General features: G+C 55.0%; 21 protein-coding genes. 13 read left to right on the forward strand and 8 right to left on the reverse strand.

Annotated elements, in window-relative coordinates:
- Both ACWB12_RS08690 and ACWB12_RS08695 read right to left on the reverse strand, forming a co-directional pair.
- Nucleotides 1–884 (reverse strand): ABC transporter substrate-binding protein (locus ACWB12_RS08690; RefSeq protein ID WP_479529681.1); only part of this gene is annotated, 884 nt, incomplete at its 3' end.
- 29 nt (nucleotides 885–913) lie between these two features.
- A complete protein-coding gene (locus ACWB12_RS08695) occupies nucleotides 914–2,203 on the reverse strand; it encodes an acetylornithine deacetylase/succinyl-diaminopimelate desuccinylase family protein (RefSeq protein WP_479529682.1) in 1,290 nt (429 codons plus the stop codon).
- Between the two features lie 129 nt (nucleotides 2,204–2,332).
- On the opposite strand from ACWB12_RS08695, the gene ACWB12_RS08700 reads away from it, so the two are divergent.
- The 8 genes from ACWB12_RS08700 to ACWB12_RS08735 all read left to right on the forward strand — a co-directional run bounded on the left by ACWB12_RS08700 (nucleotide 2,333) and on the right by ACWB12_RS08735 (nucleotide 9,928).
- On the forward strand, nucleotides 2,333–3,403 hold the full coding sequence (locus ACWB12_RS08700) for a hypothetical protein (RefSeq protein ID WP_479529683.1): 1,071 nt from the start codon (nucleotides 2,333–2,335) through the stop codon (nucleotides 3,401–3,403).
- Between the two features lie 223 nt (nucleotides 3,404–3,626).
- Nucleotides 3,627–4,757 carry a hypothetical protein gene (locus ACWB12_RS08705; RefSeq protein ID WP_479529684.1) on the forward strand — a complete coding sequence of 377 codons (1,131 nt, stop codon included), beginning with the start codon at nucleotides 3,627–3,629 and terminating at the stop codon, nucleotides 4,755–4,757.
- 56 nt (nucleotides 4,758–4,813) lie between these two features.
- Nucleotides 4,814–6,754, forward strand: a complete 1,941-nt coding sequence (locus ACWB12_RS08710) for an AAA family ATPase (RefSeq protein WP_479529685.1) — start codon at nucleotides 4,814–4,816, stop codon at nucleotides 6,752–6,754.
- Nucleotides 6,751–7,104, forward strand: a complete 354-nt coding sequence (locus ACWB12_RS08715) for a hypothetical protein (RefSeq protein WP_479529686.1) — start codon at nucleotides 6,751–6,753, stop codon at nucleotides 7,102–7,104. The genes ACWB12_RS08710 and ACWB12_RS08715 overlap by 4 nt, the downstream gene beginning before the upstream one ends.
- Nucleotides 7,101–7,595: a hypothetical protein gene (locus ACWB12_RS08720; protein WP_479529687.1), complete on the forward strand. Its 495-nt coding sequence runs from the start codon at nucleotides 7,101–7,103 to the stop codon at nucleotides 7,593–7,595. Before ACWB12_RS08715 ends, ACWB12_RS08720 begins: the two co-directional genes overlap by 4 nt.
- Nucleotides 7,592–8,941 (forward strand): DUF6638 family protein, encoded by a 1,350-nt coding sequence (locus tag ACWB12_RS08725; RefSeq protein WP_479529688.1) that lies wholly within the window; start codon nucleotides 7,592–7,594, stop codon nucleotides 8,939–8,941. Before ACWB12_RS08720 ends, ACWB12_RS08725 begins: the two co-directional genes overlap by 4 nt.
- Nucleotide 8,942: 1 nt before the next feature.
- A complete protein-coding gene (locus ACWB12_RS08730) occupies nucleotides 8,943–9,218 on the forward strand; it encodes a hypothetical protein (RefSeq protein ID WP_479529689.1) in 276 nt (91 codons plus the stop codon).
- Between the two features lie 8 nt (nucleotides 9,219–9,226).
- Entirely contained in the window at nucleotides 9,227–9,928 is a 702-nt protein-coding gene (locus ACWB12_RS08735) for a DUF1523 family protein (protein ID WP_479529690.1), read from the forward strand.
- A 55-nt stretch (nucleotides 9,929–9,983) separates the two neighbouring features.
- On the opposite strand, the gene ACWB12_RS08740 is transcribed toward ACWB12_RS08735, so the two are convergent.
- The gene (locus tag ACWB12_RS08740) at nucleotides 9,984–10,853 is read right to left on the reverse strand and encodes a DMT family transporter (RefSeq protein WP_479529691.1); all 870 of its coding nucleotides are present in this window, start codon (nucleotides 10,851–10,853) and stop codon (nucleotides 9,984–9,986) included.
- Nucleotides 10,850–11,536: a tRNA (5-methylaminomethyl-2-thiouridine)(34)-methyltransferase MnmC2 gene (gene mnmC2, locus ACWB12_RS08745; RefSeq protein WP_479529692.1), complete on the reverse strand. Its 687-nt coding sequence runs from the start codon at nucleotides 11,534–11,536 to the stop codon at nucleotides 10,850–10,852. The genes ACWB12_RS08740 and mnmC2 overlap by 4 nt, the downstream gene beginning before the upstream one ends.
- 38 nt (nucleotides 11,537–11,574) lie before the next feature.
- Here mnmC2 and ACWB12_RS08750 point away from each other — a divergent pair, with 38 nt between their 5' ends.
- Entirely contained in the window at nucleotides 11,575–12,621 is a 1,047-nt protein-coding gene (locus ACWB12_RS08750) for an NAD(P)/FAD-dependent oxidoreductase (RefSeq protein WP_479529693.1), read from the forward strand.
- Here the strand turns inward: ACWB12_RS08750 and ACWB12_RS08755 are convergent.
- The gene (locus ACWB12_RS08755) at nucleotides 12,618–13,421 is read right to left on the reverse strand and encodes an HTD2 family dehydratase (RefSeq protein ID WP_479529694.1); all 804 of its coding nucleotides are present in this window, start codon (nucleotides 13,419–13,421) and stop codon (nucleotides 12,618–12,620) included. The genes ACWB12_RS08750 and ACWB12_RS08755 overlap by 4 nt on opposite strands.
- A gap of 41 nt (nucleotides 13,422–13,462) precedes the next feature.
- Here ACWB12_RS08755 and ACWB12_RS08760 point away from each other — a divergent pair, with 41 nt between their 5' ends.
- The gene (locus tag ACWB12_RS08760; RefSeq protein ID WP_479529695.1) at nucleotides 13,463–13,855 is read left to right on the forward strand and encodes a VOC family protein; all 393 of its coding nucleotides are present in this window, start codon (nucleotides 13,463–13,465) and stop codon (nucleotides 13,853–13,855) included.
- A 164-nt stretch (nucleotides 13,856–14,019) separates the two neighbouring features.
- Nucleotides 14,020–14,634 carry an alpha-ketoglutarate-dependent dioxygenase AlkB family protein gene (locus tag ACWB12_RS08765; protein WP_479529696.1) on the forward strand — a complete coding sequence of 205 codons (615 nt, stop codon included), beginning with the start codon at nucleotides 14,020–14,022 and terminating at the stop codon, nucleotides 14,632–14,634.
- A 6-nt stretch (nucleotides 14,635–14,640) separates the two neighbouring features.
- Here the strand turns inward: ACWB12_RS08765 and ACWB12_RS08770 are convergent, their stop codons facing one another.
- Complete coding sequence (locus tag ACWB12_RS08770; RefSeq protein WP_479529697.1) at nucleotides 14,641–15,198, reverse strand: TetR/AcrR family transcriptional regulator; 558 nt, start codon at nucleotides 15,196–15,198, stop codon at nucleotides 14,641–14,643.
- A gap of 84 nt (nucleotides 15,199–15,282) precedes the next feature.
- On the opposite strand from ACWB12_RS08770, the gene ACWB12_RS08775 reads away from it, so the two are divergent.
- A complete protein-coding gene (locus ACWB12_RS08775; RefSeq protein WP_479529698.1) occupies nucleotides 15,283–15,726 on the forward strand; it encodes a DUF3995 domain-containing protein in 444 nt (147 codons plus the stop codon).
- On the opposite strand, the gene ACWB12_RS08780 is transcribed toward ACWB12_RS08775, so the two are convergent.
- Together ACWB12_RS08780 and ACWB12_RS08785 are read right to left on the reverse strand one after the other, a co-directional pair.
- On the reverse strand, nucleotides 15,712–16,335 hold the full coding sequence (locus ACWB12_RS08780) for a hypothetical protein (RefSeq protein WP_479529699.1): 624 nt from the start codon (nucleotides 16,333–16,335) through the stop codon (nucleotides 15,712–15,714). The genes ACWB12_RS08775 and ACWB12_RS08780 overlap by 15 nt on opposite strands.
- Before the next feature lie 5 nt (nucleotides 16,336–16,340).
- Nucleotides 16,341–17,162 (reverse strand): ABC transporter permease, encoded by an 822-nt coding sequence (locus ACWB12_RS08785; protein WP_479529700.1) that lies wholly within the window; start codon nucleotides 17,160–17,162, stop codon nucleotides 16,341–16,343.
- Nucleotides 17,163–17,315: 153 nt separating this feature from the next.
- Between ACWB12_RS08785 and ACWB12_RS08790 the strand changes: the two genes are divergently transcribed.
- A partial coding sequence (locus ACWB12_RS08790) for a 3'(2'),5'-bisphosphate nucleotidase CysQ family protein (protein ID WP_479529701.1) occupies nucleotides 17,316–17,886 on the forward strand: 571 nt, incomplete at its 3' end.

The raw sequence follows: 17,886 nt of genomic DNA on the forward strand, positions 1-17,886 counted from the left end.
GCCCCGTCGATGATTTCCTGACGGTTGATCGCATGTGCAATCGCCTCGCGGACCTTTACGTCTGACAATGGGCCGGATTTATTATTGATCGACAGGATGGTTTCGCCCTCGGTTGAGCCAACGATAACGGTGAACCGTGGATCATTGTCAAACTGCGACAAGGTTTCTGGCGCGGGGAAGTTCGGGAACGCGTCAACGTCGCCAGCCATCACCGCAGCAAAGGCCGCGTTCGGGTCCGAGATGAATTTGAACGTGGCCTTGGACAGGGCTGGTGCCTCGCCCCAGTAATCGGCGTTACGTTCCAGATCGACGCGATCACCCTGCACCCAGTTCGCAAATTTGAACGGGCCGGTGCCGATGGGGTTGGTGGCCGCATCTGCGATGCTTTCCTCGCCAACAATCACCGCGTCACCCCATGCCATGTTGAACGGGAAACTGCCGTTTGGATCGGACAGGGTAATGGTGACGGTTGTTGCGTCGGTGGCAACTGCGCTTTCGATGCCTTTGAACAGGGCCTTTTGCGCGTTGGTCGAATCTTCGGCGCGGGCGCGGTTCAGTGAAAACACCACATCATCGGCGTTCATATCTGTGCCGTCATGGAATTTTACACCGGATTGCAAATGGAACGTATAAGTCTTGCCATCCTCGGATACGTCCCAGCTGCTGGCCAATGCGGGTAGAACGGCACCGTCCGACCCAAAGCGGGTCAAACCTTCGAACACATTGGCGTACACCACTTCGTCAATCGCGGCGGCGGCACCGCCTGTCGGATCAAGGTTCGGTGGCTCAAGCACCATGCCGATGGTGATCGAATCCTGCGCCGCAAAGGCGGTGCCAGCGGTAAGCGCAAGCGCTGCGACGGTCATTTTCAGGCGGTTAAACATCTGATTCTCCCTATGTAATTCACGGTAGCTTAGTTCGGTAATAGCAAGTCTGCCAAGGCCAAACCCATAACTTGGGCGCTATCGACCATATCTTGCACAGCGATCCATTCGTCCGGCTGGTGCGCAAGGTCCAGAATGCCCGGCCCGTATGCAATGCAGTTTTTCAACTTGCCGATGCGGTCGATGTGTTTTTGATCATATGTGCCGGGCGACACCACATATTCGGGCCGCTTGTCCATCACCCTTTCAATCGCGCGGGCGACGGTTTGCACCACGGGGGTGTCCTCGGCTGTCATGGTGGGTTGGACCTCGAACAGGTCACGGATTTCATATTCAAAATCGGGGCGCTCGGCTTTGATCTTTTCCAGCATCTGCGCGACTTCGGATTTGACCACGTCAATATTTTCTTCAATCAGAAACCGTCGATCAATGATGATCCGGCAGCGATCGGGCACGCATGGAGCAGGCAGGCCGGTGTAATCAGGGTCTTGCTCCACCGCTCCGCCGTGGATCGAATTGATGTTCAAAGTGGATTCTTTGGCCCCGTCCGGCACCACCGGCATATCGGTGTGTTTGCTGGCCAGCAGCGGGAACAGATGCGTTTCCATTTCCTCCAGCACCGCCCCCATATGGCGCACTGCACAATCGCCAAGGAACGGCATCGAGCCATGCGCGATACGTCCCTTTGTTTCGATTTCTGCCCACCAGACACCGCGATGGCCCAGACAAATGCGGTCTTTGTTCAGCGGTTCGGGGATGATGACATGCTGCACGCGGTCGGGGCTGAAATAGCCCTGCTCGGCCAGATAAGCGACACCGCCATACCCACCGGATTCCTCGTCCGCTGTGGCGCTGATTTCGATCGCGCCGTGGTATTCGGGGCAAATGGCGATGAACGCCTCGGCGGCGATGATCGAGGTCGCTAGCCCACCCTTCATATCACACGCGCCACGGCCATAAATTTTGCCGTCGTCCAGCTCGCCGCCAAACGGATCACGCGTCCAGCCGTGGCCAACCTCGACCACATCATGGTGGCTGTTGAAATGCACACATTCGCCGGTATTTGCCCCTTCATGGCGGGCAATCAGGTTCCAGCGCGGGTATTCGTCGCTGTCCGCAATCGCCCCTACGGCGCGGATCAGTTCGATTTTGAAACCGGATTGGCCCAGCCGTTCGGCCAGAAATGTACAAATCTCGCGGTATTTTGTACCCGGCGGGTTTAGGGTGGGGATGCGGATCAACTGTTGGGTCAGTTCAATCAGCGCGTCGCGGCGGGTCTCAATTTCTTTGATGAGTCGGTCTGATGTTGTTATATTCATGCGATAAATCTAACGCCCCTACCTTTAGGCGGCAATGCAACAAATGACGAAAACGGGATGTTACCGCTTTGAAATTTCAGATAAGAAGGCCCATATATCGGTTATTGTATTCATCATCGAGGAGCCAAAATGGCCAATTTCGACGCCCAGATTAGAGAATCCCAAGAGCAAGTCGCCGCAGCGCAAAGCAAAATTTCAGATATCACCAGCCGTATTGATGCGGCGCGGAGCAAGCTGGACAAGGGCATCAACATTGATGTCGAGAACGCCACGCTCGAGGATGTGCATGCCCATACCGAGCTGATGAACGCTAATATTGCCGACCTGATCATGGGGCTGGACGATGTTACGGCTGGATTTTCCAAAGATTTTGACGAGATGCGGAACAAGACGGGGATGGAGACATTCATCGGGATTTTTTCCAAGGCCAAGGCGGATTCGATGCGTCAGGAACGTATTCGCGGGGCGTCGGTGGATGAAAAGGTGCAAGACCTGATTTCCAAATCCGACGTGATCGTCAAGCTGCTGGAAGGCCAGTTGGCCGAGCTGAACGTGCAAAAGGAAAAGGTATCGGTGAACCTGACCGAGACACTGGATGATCGTGAGCTAACTGTGGGCCAGCTGGAAACCCTGCGCGCCGATATTCTGGCGATGGACCCGAAGATTATCGAACTTGAGAACAAGATCAGCGTCGAACAAGACGCGGCGGCGCGGACCAAGCTGGAGACCCAGCTGGCCGAGCTGAACTCGGGTTATAACGAGATGGTGCAGGACGAACAGGTCAAGCTGGCCAAATCGCAAACCTTGGAGCGCTATATCGAGACCGGCAAAACGTGGATCGATTCATTGCAGAACCAAGCGGCGACGCAGATGGTTTTGATCAACAAACTGCAAACGGACACCAAACAACGGGTGGTGCTGTATGACGCGCTGACCAAATCGTTGAAAACCGCGCAGCAACAAGACGTGGCGCACCGGATCAACGAAATTGGTGTTGAGACGGATCAAGAAGCGCAGGCGGCGATGGCAGCGATTGGCACGGCGACCAATCAGCGGATGGCCGACATGATGGAAGCGCACGAGGACCACATGGTGTTTGCCCGCAAGGTGCTGGAGCAAAAGGCCAAAGCGGACGAGCGGTTCGCACGGCGGTTCTCGAAGATTGTCGAGAAGCATGACAAGAACCTGTATGGCGGATGACCCGCACTTCTAGATATTTGTTGTTTGGTTTGGGCATCGCCTTTGTGTGGAAGTGGGGCGCAAACCAAGCTTATCACTCGGACCAGCAATGGTTTTCAGATCTAAGTTTACGCGTTGAAATTTTGATTGGGGTAGTGGTTTTGGGTTCGCTAGCTTTGTTGTTTGGGCAAGGTGTGTATCGGAGTATTTGGAAATTTATGAAATTTAGATCAAAGGGTGAGTAATGCCAAAAACTGACCTCACCCAAGACCACGCCCAGCTAAACGACGCTCTGACGGCGCGGCGGTATTTTGCCAAGTTTGATTTGATCACCACGCATATGGCGCGGGTGGCGGGGGCGATGGAATCTGAGGGGCGGCTAAGTAAGGCGGATGTGGCGATCCTTGGCCGTTACATTCTGGGGCTGTCGCGCACGTTTCAGGCGCTGGCCAACAAATACCTGATGACGGGGCGGATTGCTGGTCCGATGGCGGGCGAGTTGGATTTTGACCGCGTCGAGAGCGGCTTTCCCATCGCGCAAGAGCTGATGACCATGGCCAATGATGCGCATCAGGCCGAGCGGCATTTGCGCAATATGCCCGCCAAATCCGAGATCAAGGACGAGATGATCCGCAAGATTGTCGGGGATCTGGAAATCCCGACCAAGCTGCAATATGCGATGTCACAGCGGCTCTATTATGAAGAGTTGCAAAAGGGTGAATTGTTCTGGCCGCAGAATGATCCCGAAGCGGTATGGCAGGGCAATGACGGGGCGGATCGCAAGCGCTATCTGGTGCATTGGGCGGTGTATGACAGCCAAGTGAACCTGCCGGTTATTTACCTGTTGGAGGTCGAGGACACCGGATCGACCGCACTGCCCAAAGACCAGCGCCGCTGGCCCGAAGCCCAAGCGCATTTGATGGCGCAGGCATTGGGCGGGTTGAAGTTGCTGACCATTGCCAAGGGGTTTGACGAAGATTTCGACGATCTGCACCCCAAACGATTGCGCCGGTTCCATGTGGGGCCGATGTATTCGTCCGCCTTTACCCGCCAGACCGGGCCATTGCGTGAAGTTCTGGAAGAGGCCGATGGCGGCGTGGGCGAAGATTGGGCGCTGGCGTGGACCATGGAAGAGCTGGAAAGCGAGCGGGTGGTTGAGGAAAAATCCGGCTGGTTTGGCACGGTCGAGCGGCAGATTTTTGCGCTGGATCCGTTTTCGGGCCACGGGGCGGATACGGGGGCGACACGGACAGAGCGGGCGATTATCCTGCCGCAAAAGCCGTATCAGGTGTTGGAAGAGAAAAAGCCCAAGGGGTTTAATTCGGTGAGGAAGTTTGTGGTGTCACCGCAAGGGCGGGTTTTGAGTTACAGATAAGAGATTCTATGCGCTCCGCGCGGGGATATTTATAGAACGAAAATGAGGATTGAATTATGAGCATGCCATCCGATCAAATGGAACTGCCAGAGGCGGATATACGTAAGCATTATGATGCGGCGGCAGGGATGCTGGAGGGGTTGGATCATACCCCGCGGATAGCCAAACCCAAGGTTTCCGAGGCCAAGGAAAAGTCGGCGGGCATTGGCACGCGGCGGCGGTTTCGCAGCACCACGCCGGGGCTGGTGACACGATCAACTGCGCGGCCCGAGGGGGTTCGTCTGTTAGAGCGGATCGAGGCGAGTGACGGGGATGATCCGTTAGTGTCGCCCCTGCAAGCCAACGTGATGCACAACCTGCGCCGCGCGCTGGCGATTGCGCTGGCGGTGGGCGAGGGGTTTGCCGAGATCACAGGGCTGGCGGCGTTAAAGCGGGACAATCTGGAAGGCACGCTGGCTAGTGGCAAGAAGGGTGAGTTTACCGAGTTGTTGGCAGGCGAGGCTTTGGTGACTTTGTATACGTTTGCCAATGCCACGTCGTTTTTGCTGGCCCCGCATGCGTCCGAAGTGACGGTGGAAATTGACGAGGTTGAGGAGATTTTGACCGACAATGCGCAATTGGCGTTGCACGGGGCGTTGTGGGAGCTGGATCAAGATTTGGCGACGTTCGCTGATGAGGAGCCCAAGCTGATTGCTTGCGTTTTGGCCTTTGCCGAGCAGGTGATGGAGAAGGTTGCGTTGCGGGCGCAGAACGCGCCACGGTTGGCGGCGTTTACGGGAGCGGCTTACAAGATTGAAGCCGACGGTCTGACCATTGCCGGTTTCACACCGGCGCGGGCGGGTAAGGGCAGCAAGCTGACCATGACGTTCAAGAAGCCAAACGAGGTGGTGGGCAACCACATCGCCAAATATCAGGCGGTGAAGCTGTCGAAAATGCTGATGGCCTATGATTTTGAACGCAAGCTGAATCCGTTCGCGGAAATGGGCGGGTTCATCTTTACCTTTATGGGAGATGGCGCGCCGGGGACGGGGAAAACCACGCTGATCCAGATGATGGCGGGGTTGATTTCGGGCTATTGCGAGGTGGCGGATTACCCGTTCCGGTTCCAGAATTTGAGCACCGATAGCATTGACAGTTATCAGGGTAAATCCGGCCAGAATGCCAAGGCGTTTATCGACAATGTGCTTGATCCCAATGTGATTGGCTTTGGCACGATTGATGATATTGACCAGTTGGCGGGCAAGCGTGGGGATCGGCAATCAAGCGCTGGGCAGTTGGAGATCACGGCTGTTTTGATGGAAAGTTTTGCGGGGGCCAATACGGTGGTTCGGGGCAATTGCACCTTCGGGATGTTCTCGAATTATCCCGAGAATGTCGATGATGCGTTGCGCCAACGGGCGGGGGCGCGGTTTTTGGTGGATGGGCCGCAGACCCGCGAGGATTACATTGATATTCTGCATTTGCTGATGGGTAAGACCCACTCGATCCCGACGGGGGATCATGAGTTGTTCGCGGCGCAGGAGATCAAGAAAGCGGTGGCTGCGTCGTTCGAGGGGCACTCAAAACCGCATGAGGACGGGTTGTTGAAGGTGTTTGAGAAGGTGTCAAAAGACATCGGCGCGCTGGATACGATTGCCAAACTGGGGGCGTATCTGAAGGGGATTCAGGAGGCCGATGCGCGGTTCACGGGGCGGGCGATTAAGAACATCACGGATGCTGTGAAAGTGCGGGCGATGGATTTTGAGCTGCCGGATGAATGGATGGAGGAGCCTGATCTGTTTCTGTTCAAACCCTATGACGAAAAGCTGGGGATGATCACCGATATGACCCAGCCGATTAGCGTTGAAATGGTGATACAGGAGATCAACCGCTATGCGGATTCCGAGTTCCGCTATGCCGATAAATCGGACGAGATCGCGATTGCGAATGCAGTGCGGGATATGGAGCGGATGGAAGAGGCGAAGCGGCGGTATTTGGAGGGGAAAGCGAACCAATGACCCCAACCGCCGTCCTCTCCAACTGGGCCGAAATGATCCTGCCGGTGGCGGGGATTGCGATGTTGGCGGCGTTGCTGCCGCTGTCTATGGCGCGGAGCTTTCCGCAGAGTTGGTATGGGCTGTTCTGGAATCTGTTGATCTCGTTTCTGGTTTTACTGGTGATCAGCATCACATATTTCACCATGTTCCGCCCGCCGAATGATATAGTGGCGATCACGGCGAACGGGGAATACTATATGTCCTCGTCAGCCGAACTGATCCGGTTGGGGTTACTATCGGCGATGGTCTGGGGGCCGATTGTGTTGGTGGTGTTGGCGATGCAGCCGAGTAAGTGGAGGCCAGAGATATGAGTATGAATAAGAACGGTATTCAAATGAAGCTAGTAAGCTGGTTTTTCTCGGTGGTGCTAATGTCTGCGACTTTCTCAAGTAGCCCGTTAAGAGCGGAGCCCGACTTCAATGATCTTGGAATGCGTGGCTATGCGCATTGGAAATGTGCTGCAATGGCGATGCTTGTTGAAGATGAACAGGATCTCACAGAACAATTATTTCAGCGCGGATACGATTTATTAAAAGTACTTGTAAAAGGAATGTCTGATGGGAAAATATTGAAGGAAGACGTTAAAGAAGTTCCCATTGGTATACTTTGGAACCTCAGCGGTGGCCCATCTGTAGATTTCATGCTGGGTTCCCTATGGTCGAGAATATCTGATGATACATACGATGAACTTTTCCCGAAAGATATTGAAGGTTCTTTTGACGAGAAGAAAGAAACCCAAATCCTCACTGCGAAGTCAAAACTGCGTAGTGAAAATTGTGCATCTTTGAGGTGGGAACAATGAAACGCCTAATTGAACGCGGTCTGATGTTCGGGAACCTGATCCGTATTTCCTCGCCCGCTCTGGTCGAGCGGTATAACCGTGCGTTGAAGCAGTTGACGGGGAAGAAGACGCGCCTGAAGTCTTTTCATGTCGATATTTCGGGGTATTCGCCAGAGGTGGGCGATAGTCTGAAGGATCATTTGTATCTGAACGAGGGGGGCTGTAACCGGCAGTTTATTCTGCTGACCACCGAGCAGAAAACAGCACCTTTGTTGAATGCGCAGTTCTCGACCTCGCGCGGGATATTGCGACAATTTATCGAGGAGAATGAGGCGCAACTGTTTGCATTGACCGCCAAGGATGCGGTGGCGGGGGAGTTGTTGAACACGGTCTATTCGGTCGAGGAGGCGGTGCGGCTGTTTGATATTCGCCAAGTGACGATTGAGGCGGACACCACCGAGGCGCATGTGAAATCGGCGGAGGCGCTGGCGGATAAGATCGAGCGGTTCAAACGCGAGGATGATGCGTGGTGGGACGATGTGCTGATCGCCGTAATGATCGGGCTGGCCAAGAAAACCGGTGATGTAACGCGCGCACCTTTGCAGTTGAAAAAGATGACGTTTAGTCAGGATAATTTCTGGACCAAGCATTTTGGCGGCATCTATGTGTTTCGCACGTTCGAGCATCCGGCGGCGATTTGTGCGGGCGGCAAGGCGGATCTGGGCAAGCTGCCGATTGACTATACGTTTGATTTTAACGACCGGAACGAGATTGCGATATTTCTGGAGCTGAACGATCTGGTGGAGCCGATTGTGAAAGCGCGGGGCGTGGATGCGGCGGCAATTTTGCAGCAGAAAATGGATTTCATTACGGTTGATGTGGCGGCGGCAAAGGATGAGGATTTAAGCGACGCGACGCGGCGCGATATCCGGGCGCTGACGCGGAAGTATGCAAGCGATTTGCCCGAGGAATTTCACGGGTTGGCGGCGTTGTTGCGCTGGGCGCAATCCGGCGGGAACTGGCCACGGATATCATCGGATCATCCGGCATATTTCTATACGTTGCGCTCCAAACCGCACGCGGACAGGGATTTGGTGAATATGCTGTTGGCGGCGTTAACACCAATGGATATTCGCCAGCTGTTCATTTGCCACAAAGAGCGGTTTTACCATTCCTATTCGGCGTGGCCGGATGCCAAAAAGACATTCGTTGCCCAGTTTCTGGAGCGGGAATATCAGGTGGACAAGGCGGGCGCACGCAAGGCGCTGTATGGCGAGGGTGAGCCGATGGAGGAACCCGTGGCAATGCCCGAGCCTGAGGATTTGATCGAATTGGTTGGCCCGTGGGGCGCGGTGAGGAGGAATTAAAATGGGGTTAATCCGGTTAATAGTGCTGGGGTTTATTGGCTTGAGCGTGGTTTATTTCGCGATCTCGATCTTTTCGCGGTCTATCCGGCGCGAAAAGCTGGAAAAAGAATGGGATGCAAATGCGCCCGAGGGGGGTGATGCGGCGGCGCGGGATGTCTATATAGACGAAGGTATGGTCGAATATGAGGGCGGCTTTCGCAAGAAGCTGATTGTGTTGGTCTATGTTATTCCGCCGATTTTTGTGGCGGTTATACTTTATTTAACGAACACCCAGTGAGGTTTGAAATGCGCAAAGTAAAAATCATATTGAAGGCTCTGCCTCTGCTGTTTGTTTTCGGGCTGTTGCACTATGTCCTGCCGCAGCATGATATTGCACGGGTGACATCAACTGAAGTGATCCGGCAAGATTTTACCACGTTTAACCGGATGTTCTATGCGCAAGCGGACAGTGGTGCCGCCGAGTATTCGACACGCGATATTCGGTTTATATATACCGAGCGGCAGAAAACATTCCTATTGGGTTTTATCCCGCGCGATTCGCGTGGCGTGATGGTGTATCGTAACGAGGATACCGGCTGGATCTGGCCGCCGTATTTCAAGTTTGACAGCTCGGATTTACAAGCTGAGGCGGCGGCAGCAGTTTCGGTAACTGGTGGCGAGCAATGGGTGGTGATCACCCATTACGGCTGGCGCAACAAATTCTTCTCGATCTATCCGAATGCCGTTGGAATCCGCAGCATTGCGGGGCCGGATGTGCGGATTATTCCGTGGTTCAACATCTTCTTTTTCATATTCCTGATTGTTGCCTATTTCTTTATTCGCGCGATGTGGCGGCAGTTTAGGGAACGTTCGGTTGATCCGTTGCTAGAGGATGCAGGCGAGGTTTGGGACAAGGTTGATGACCATGCCGATGCGGCCAAAGAACGTGCTAGCGGGTTTTTCGGGCGGATTGGTGCGTGGCTGGCAACGTGGCGCAAGAAGAAGTGAAAAGGTTTAATGCGCTGCGCGCGGCAGGTATTTTAGGCAAGAAGAAGGGGGCGGGTTAGTGTGTTTTGGTGCGGGCGCGCCATAAGGTGAACAGGCCTGCCATGACCACGACCGCACCACCGATAGCCACGTTCAGGCGCAGGGTTTCGTTGAAGATCAGGATGCCGATAGTAGAGGCAAAGACCAGTTGCAGGTAGGCAAAGGGCTGAACCGCGCTGGCCTCGGCCACCTCGTAGCATTTGATCAGCAGCCAGTGGCCAAGCACGCCTGTAACGCAAAGTGCCGCCATCCATACCCAGTCAGATGCGATCATTGGTTCCCAGTACCATAACCCCACAGCCGTGATGCCAAGCGCACCCACTGTGCCGGTCCAGAAGAAACTGGTGGCGGCGGTATCGCGTCTTGCGGCGTAGCGGGTTAGCAGCCCATAAAGTGCGAACATCAGAGCGGCGACCAGCGGGATGATGGCGGCGGGTTGGAACACGGTGACGCCAGGTTGCAAGATAATCAGCACGCCGATAAATCCGATGCCGACAGCAGCCCAGCGGCGCCAGCCGACGGTTTCGCCCAGGATCGGGCCGGAGAGAGCCGCGATCAGCAAGGGGTAGCTGATGAAGATGGCGTGGGTTTCGACAAGGCCGAGAAGCACGAAGGCCTGAACTGTGACGGCGATTTCGGCGACCAAAAGCAGCGCGCGGAAGGATTGCAGGAATGGTTGTGTTGTGCGGGCCGTTTGGCGGATGCCGCCGGGGGCGCGGGCAGCGATGGTCAGGACGAAGGCGGCAAAGAACCAGTAGCGGATCATCAGGACCATATAGACGTTATATTCACCCGCGAGGTGGCGAGAGATGCCGTCTTGGACCGAGAATACAAAAGTGGTGGCGACCATCAGCCAGATACCTAGGCGGTTGTTTTGCTGGCTCATGTCAGCACCGCCGTGATCATGTGGCGTTTACGTCCGAAGCCTGTGGTGCGGGTGACGGTAAAGCCTGCGGATGCAAGGCTGCGGCGCACAAATCCGGCGGCGGTATAGGTGGCGAGCGTTCCGGCTGGTGCGGTATGTTTCGCGACATCGGCAAGCAGGGCATCACCCCAGAGTTCGGGGTTTTTGGCGGGGGAAAATCCGTCGAGGAACCATGCGTTTGCTGTGCCTGCCCATGCGGGCAGCGTTATGCGGGCATCGCCGATGATGATGTTGGCGATCAGATCATCCGTTTCGATATAGTGGTTCCCGTTGGCCCATTCGGTCAGGAACGGGGCGGCGATGGCGTGGGCTTCGGGGAAGGCACGCAGGGCTTTGTCCATGTCGGGGGCGGACATAGGGAATGCCTCGAAACTGGTGAAGTGCAGCGGGGTAGTTTGGCCCGATGCGCGCCATTCCAGCAAAGTGGCAAACATGTTCAGGCCCGTGCCAAAGCCGAGTTCGGCGATGTGAAAAACAGGCGCGAAGCGGGCGGGCAGATCATTGCCGGCAAGAAAAACATGGCGGGTTTCGGCAAGCCCGTTTTCAAGCGAAAAATAGGGATCATCAAAGCGGGTGCTGACGGGCAAGGTACCATCGCGCCATGTTAATTCTGCTGTCTGGATATGGTCGCTTGAATGGGTCATAACCAGCGGGACAATGAAAGAGGTAAGGCGGTTTGGCAATGGTTGATGTGACGGTGATGGGGGCAGGGATATTCGGGCTATCGGTGGCCTATGCTTGTGCTGCGCGCGGCGCCAAGGTGCGGGTGATTGAAGTGGACCGTATCGGGGCTGGATCAAGCGGTGGATTGGTCGGTGCACTTGCCCCGCATACGCCCGAGCGGTGGGATGCCAAGAAAGAGTTTCAGTACCGGAGTCTGGCAATGGCCGAGGCGCATTGGTGCGAGGTCGACCGGTTATCAGGCGTGTCGTCAGGGTATGGGCGGATCGGGAGATTGCACCCGATTGCGTCCGAGCGGGTATTGGCGCTGTCCTATGAACGGGTCGATTACGCACGCGAGATGTGGCATGGGATGGCCGAGTGGCGGGTTGTGAAACGTGCGGAATATGGCGCGTGGGCACCGGAAAGCCCGACGGGGTATCTGGTGCATGACACATTGAGCGCACGAATGCAGCCGCGTGGTGCCGCAGCGAGTTTGGCGGGGGCTGTGGTGGCGCTGGGCGGCGAGATTTTGATTGGCGAAGGCGTGGCTGAGGGCAAGGTTGTTTGGGCAACAGGGTATCGCGGATTGTTAGCGTTGTCAGAGGAGTTTGACACCGAGTTTGGCAACGGGGTGAAAGGGCAGTCTGCCTTGTTGCGCTATGATGCCGGTGATGTGCCGCAGTTGTTTTCTGACGGGATTTATGCGGTGCCGCATTCGGATGGCACGGTTGCGGTTGGATCAACCAGCGAGCGGTATTGGGATGATCCGGTGGCGGTGGACGGGTTGCTGGATGCGTTTCTGGAGAAGGCAGTCACGGCTTTTCCGTTTCTGGCAGGGGCCGAAGAATTGGAGCGTTGGGCTGGCGTTCGACCGCGAGGGCGCAAGCTGGCACCGATGCTGGGGGCGTATCCGGGGCGCGATGGGCATTACATTGCCAATGGCGGGTTCAAAATCGGGTTTGGTATGGCCCCGAAGGTGGGTGAGGTGATGGCCAGTCTGGTGCTGGGCGGGGATGCAGGCGGCATACCCGACGCGTTTACAGTCGAGGCTAATATGCAGGTCTAGTTCGCGGTTGCCTGCATGCATTGCCTCCCATCTGGTGCCCGAACCCACAGGGTGTTTCCATTGATGCAGAAGGTTGCTTTTTCTGTGTGCGTTAGCGGAGCAGTGGCGCGGAACTGGAACGATGTGAGCGGCCCAAGCTGGTGTTCTGCCATCAGTATCAGATATTGCGCCAAAAGCGGGCCATGAGTGACGAGGCCGCCGTAACCCTCAACATCACGGGCATAGGTTTCATCATAATGGATGCGATGGCCGTTCATGGTGAGGGCGGAATAGCGAAACAGTTCAGTCGAGGAGAAGTTGTGGGATTCCTTATGAGCTTCGTCGGTTCGCGCGGTTGGCGGTGTAGATTTGGGCGCCGCAGGGTCAGGGTTCTGGCGGTAAACAAGGTCTTGGCGCTCGGTAAAACACAGGGTGCCGGATTGGCGGATGTCGTGGCGCAGGGTGACGAATGCGAGCGGGCCAGTGCGGCCGGTCTTTTGCGTGATCGCATCAATCGTGGTGATTTTTGTGGCGGGTTGATCCACGAAAAGAGGGGCATGAAAGCATAACTTTCCACCGGCCCACATGCGGCGGGGCAAGCCAAGATCGGGGATGAAACCGCCGGTTTTTGCATGACCATCCCGTCCGAGGTTTTCTGGCGGTTGGGTGTCCCAGAAATAGATTTGATGCCAAAATGAGGGCAGGGGATCACCTGCCTTTGATGGCGGAGTTGGCAGAGCAAGGGTGGCGTGCAGGGCCGCAGCACGGGCTGGATCCAATGCGCAAGAAGTGGTTTGTGATCTACCTATAAAATCGTGCATGGTGGTAACGTAGCGGCGTGATGCAAGAAGGGAAAACAGGGATGAGGTTAAGCGGGTTGGACCATCTGGTTTTGACGGTGGCGGATTTAGCGACAACGCTGGAATTTTATCAGAATGTACTGGGAATGACAGCCGAGCGGTTCATGCCTGCGGATGAGGAGGAGCGCTGGGCGTTGAAGTTCGGTACGCAGAAGATCAACCTACATCAGGTCGGGCGCGCGTTTGAACCCAAGGCAAAGGTGGCGACGGCTGGGTCCGCCGACCTTTGTTTTCTAAGTGATATAGCATTGGAAGAGTGGGCGGTGCATCTGGCAGATTATGGGGTTGAGGTGATCGAGGGGCCGGTGAAACGGACGGGTGCACAGGGCGCGATTATGTCGCTCTATTTACGCGATCCGGACGGGAATTTGTTGGAGATTTCTATCCAGTTATAAGAGGCTGATGCATCAATTCGGTAGGTAATGTTGCGCCAGTATTATGCTTGGAAAATAGAACTACTATTCCGGAATAGTAGAAGGGTTATATCATGTGGTTATTCATAATTTTGCTGCAAAATTAATGTACAAGGCGCGTTGTTCATGCGGCGATAGGAGCATAAATGGGGCAGGTTGAACCAACACTGATCGTGCGCGGGTTTGAAATATACAAAGGGTTTCTGGGCGCAGGACAACAGACGGCACTGATTGATGTTTTGCGCGAGGTTATACAATTGGCCCCACCGTTTTCGCCAGAAACACCTTATGGTAAGCAGATGTCGGTGCGGATGACCTCGGCAGGGGAATACGGCTGGTTTTCGGACACAAGCGGGTATCGGTATGTGGATCGGCATCCGTCGGGTGCGGCTTGGCCCGCGATCCCGCCACGGGTGCTTGAAGTATGGCAGACCGTGTCGGGGGTGGATCGTGCGCCCGAAAGTTGTTTGATTAATTTCTACGGTGAAGGTGCTAAGATGGGTATGCACCGCGATACGGACGAGGCAGATATGCTATGGCCTGTTGTTTCGATTTCGCTAGGGGACGACGGTCTGTTTCGGATTGGTAATAATTCGCGGGGTGGGGCAACGGATACGATTTGGCTGTCGTCGGGTGATGTGGTGGTGATGGGCGGTGCGGTGCGCAGGGCCTATCACGGGATCGATAAGATCAGGTTCAGGTCCAGCGGTTTGTTGCCTAATGGCGGACGAGTGAATGTGACGTTGCGGGTGGTGACCTAAGCGCGGTTATGCGTCGAGCAAGCGGTTCAGCAAAGCGGGCAAATCATCGGACGGGGTGGCGAAACCGTGATGCGAAAGATGCGCCAGACCTATCAGGGCAGCATAGAGGATATTAGCGTTTTGGCGGCATTGCGCTTTGGGGGTGCCGTGGGCACGGAACTGGGTTTCGACAAAAGCAATGCGCTGCTGGTCGACGGTTTTCAGGGCCTTGGCTGCATTTTCATCATAGCGTGCCCAGTCGCGGATTGCCGCTTCGGCCAAGGCGCCGCCGTATTCATCATGGGTGGATGCGGTCGAGATTCGAACCAATAGGTGCAGGCGATCTTTGGCTGTCGATGCTTTGGCTTCTACCAAGTCAATGATGTCCTGAGTGGCGATCTTGCCCCAGTGGTCCAGCATGGCCTGCTTTAGGGCGGGAACATCGGCAAAGTGCCAATAGAATGACCCTTTACTAACCTTTAGCGCTCGCGCGATAGGTTCGGCGCGGATGGCTTGGGGGCCACCTGCTGTAAGGGCGGTAAAGCTGGCTTTGATCCAGTCATCAGGGGTGAGGCGTGGTTTCATATCTCGACCATACGATGGCGTATTGACTCGTGCAATGGTGCGCATATACATACGATAGCGTATGGAGTGGAAAAGGCGACAGAAATGACACTGGTATCAATACTGATCTTTGTGGTTCTAGGGGCCACAGCCATCATTCACATCCTGTGGGGGCTTGGCATGACATGGCCGGCGCAGGACGGACAAGGATTAAGCAATATGGTTGTGGGCACAAAGGGGGCTGCGTTCATGCCGGGGCTGTTGTTGACACTGGTTGTTGCTGGAGGAATGGCCGCTGCAGGAGTGTTTGCGCTATGGGGCGGCGGCATTCTCGCCTTGCCACTACCGATGTGGATGCGCACAGCAAGTCTGGCAGTCCTCGCCGCAATATTTCTGCTGCGCGGTGTAGCGACCTATCTGCCGTTCAGTCCTCTTGCCGACACAGTCGAGCCGTTTCGCACGCTGGACATGCGATATTATGCACCGCTAATTTTGGCGATCGGGCTGGGGTATCTAGCGCTACTTGGCTCCGTCTTACGGGCGCCCTAGCGAACAACATCCTGTCAACATCCGGTTGCCGAATGACCCCGTCAGCAGGGCGTTGATCTCAAAGCCATACTCGTTTTCGCTCATCCCGTCGGAACATTGGCTACGGTTGATGACAGCATCTATCTTGTCCCCGCCCTGCGCCATTCTGATACCGTAGGTAACGGGTAACATGCCGTCAGGGATACCTTCCCAAACCGAGGGCAGGATATGGGACGGCTGGCCTGGTTCGCTAAAATCGTTGCCGCGCAAACTGAATTGCAAGCCCCAAAAGGGCTCATTCCCGCCGCAACTAAGCGGGCGAGGCAGTTCAGGCCCGTTTTGGCCAGATTGTCGTTCAAGATAACGCATCGAGGCCCAGCCGCTACCGCCAGGATAGCCAATTAGCCCCCATTTTTCATCAGCACTAAGCCTGACAATCTCGACATAGCGATCATTGTAAGCCAGCGTTTCGATTATCGGATGAGAGGCTCCCGTACCCGCTCGCACATTCAACACATCATCTGATGTCACACCGGTAACATCATAAAACGCGGGGAACAAATCCCATTCGGCAAGGGATGCTGAAGCAGGGAAAATCGAAATTACGAGGATAGCCAGAAATTTAAGCATGTTTACTACCTTCTTGCCGACCAACTGATAGAGGCATGTTTGCGGGTATAAAATTCGCCCATTAATCCGATCATTAGCAAAACAACCGACAATATCAAAGGGTAGGTGTAGGAGCTGTAATGTGGATTATAATTCAAAAATGTAAAACCACGGGCCTGATCAATGGCGTGAAACAGCGGGTTCCAGTCAAACAGCGAACGGCGATTGGCAGGCAGGGTATTGGCAAGGAACATTTTGCCCGAAGCGATCATATTGGCGCGGGCATAGATGGTTGAACCGATGCCGACAAACCCGGGCAACCACGGTTTAAGCGCCAAAAAGACCATGCCGATGGCGACACCGGAAAACCATGCAACCAGCAACATGCCGAATGCTGCAATAGGTTGGTAAATAACAACAGGCACAAAAGCAACGTGATAGACGAAAAGTACCACGATCAGCGACAGAACCTGAATATACAGCGCTCCGATGGCCGAGGCGCATATTGCGATTAAGGTGTTCATCGGTGCGTGTTTCATCATTGGCGAAGCAGGCCCTTCGGAGCCGACAACCGCACTCAACGCCTTGGTGTGGGTCAGAAACAAAAAGATGCCGGACATGATATACAACAAGAAGTCACCGCGCACAGCACTACCGCGCAGCCCGAGGATCGAGAACATCACATAAAACGCCATCACAAAGATCACGGTTTGCATGATGTTCATCATCAACCCGACCAGCGCATTACCGTGGCTTTGACGAACACTGCGCACAGTCGCGTGGTAGATCAGCTCAAGCAGCCTGCTGCCTGATTTAAGTCCACCTGATTTGGTTTGTTGCTCGAACATGCCGCAATTATCCGTCTGTGACTGTTGTTGTGCCTTTTTCGCAAGGAATTCTTGCCGTTCCTTTACCGCCAGACCATAAAAGGGTAACGCGAACATTACAATAACAGTGCCAAAAGGTGCGAAACGAGGAGAGTATGCTTGGATTATGATCAGATGAGTGCCGTTTTTCGCCGTCTTTCACTAGAGGCGGGCGACAAGATTATGGAAATTTACGGGCGTGATGATTTTGAGGTTAAGACCAAATCAGACGACAGCCCCGTTACAGTGGCCGACGAGGCCGCGGATGCGATTATATCGGCGGGCTTGCGGGCCGCTTTTCCCGATGTTGTGCTGGTAACCGAGGAGCAGGCGGAGTCGCACAGCGCCAAGGCGGATAAGTTCATCATCGTTGATCCGCTGGATGGCACCAAGGAATTCATCAAACGGCGCGGCGATTTCACCGTAAACATTGCTTATGTGGAAAACGGTGTGCCTATTCGCGGGGTGGTCTACGCACCTGCACGTGGACGGTTGTTTTATACCGATGCGAGTGGTCAATCTGTTGAGGAAACCGGAGAGTTTGCTAAAGATGCTGTTGGGCCAACCACCCCGATGTCTGTATCCAAGCCCGACAATACGGCACTAATGGTTGTGGCGTCGAAATCGCACCGCGATCAGGCGACCGATGATTACATCAACAAATATGCGGTGAAGGATTCCAAAAGCGCTGGATCGTCGCTACAAT

Source organism: Profundibacter sp. (genome assembly GCF_056498605.1).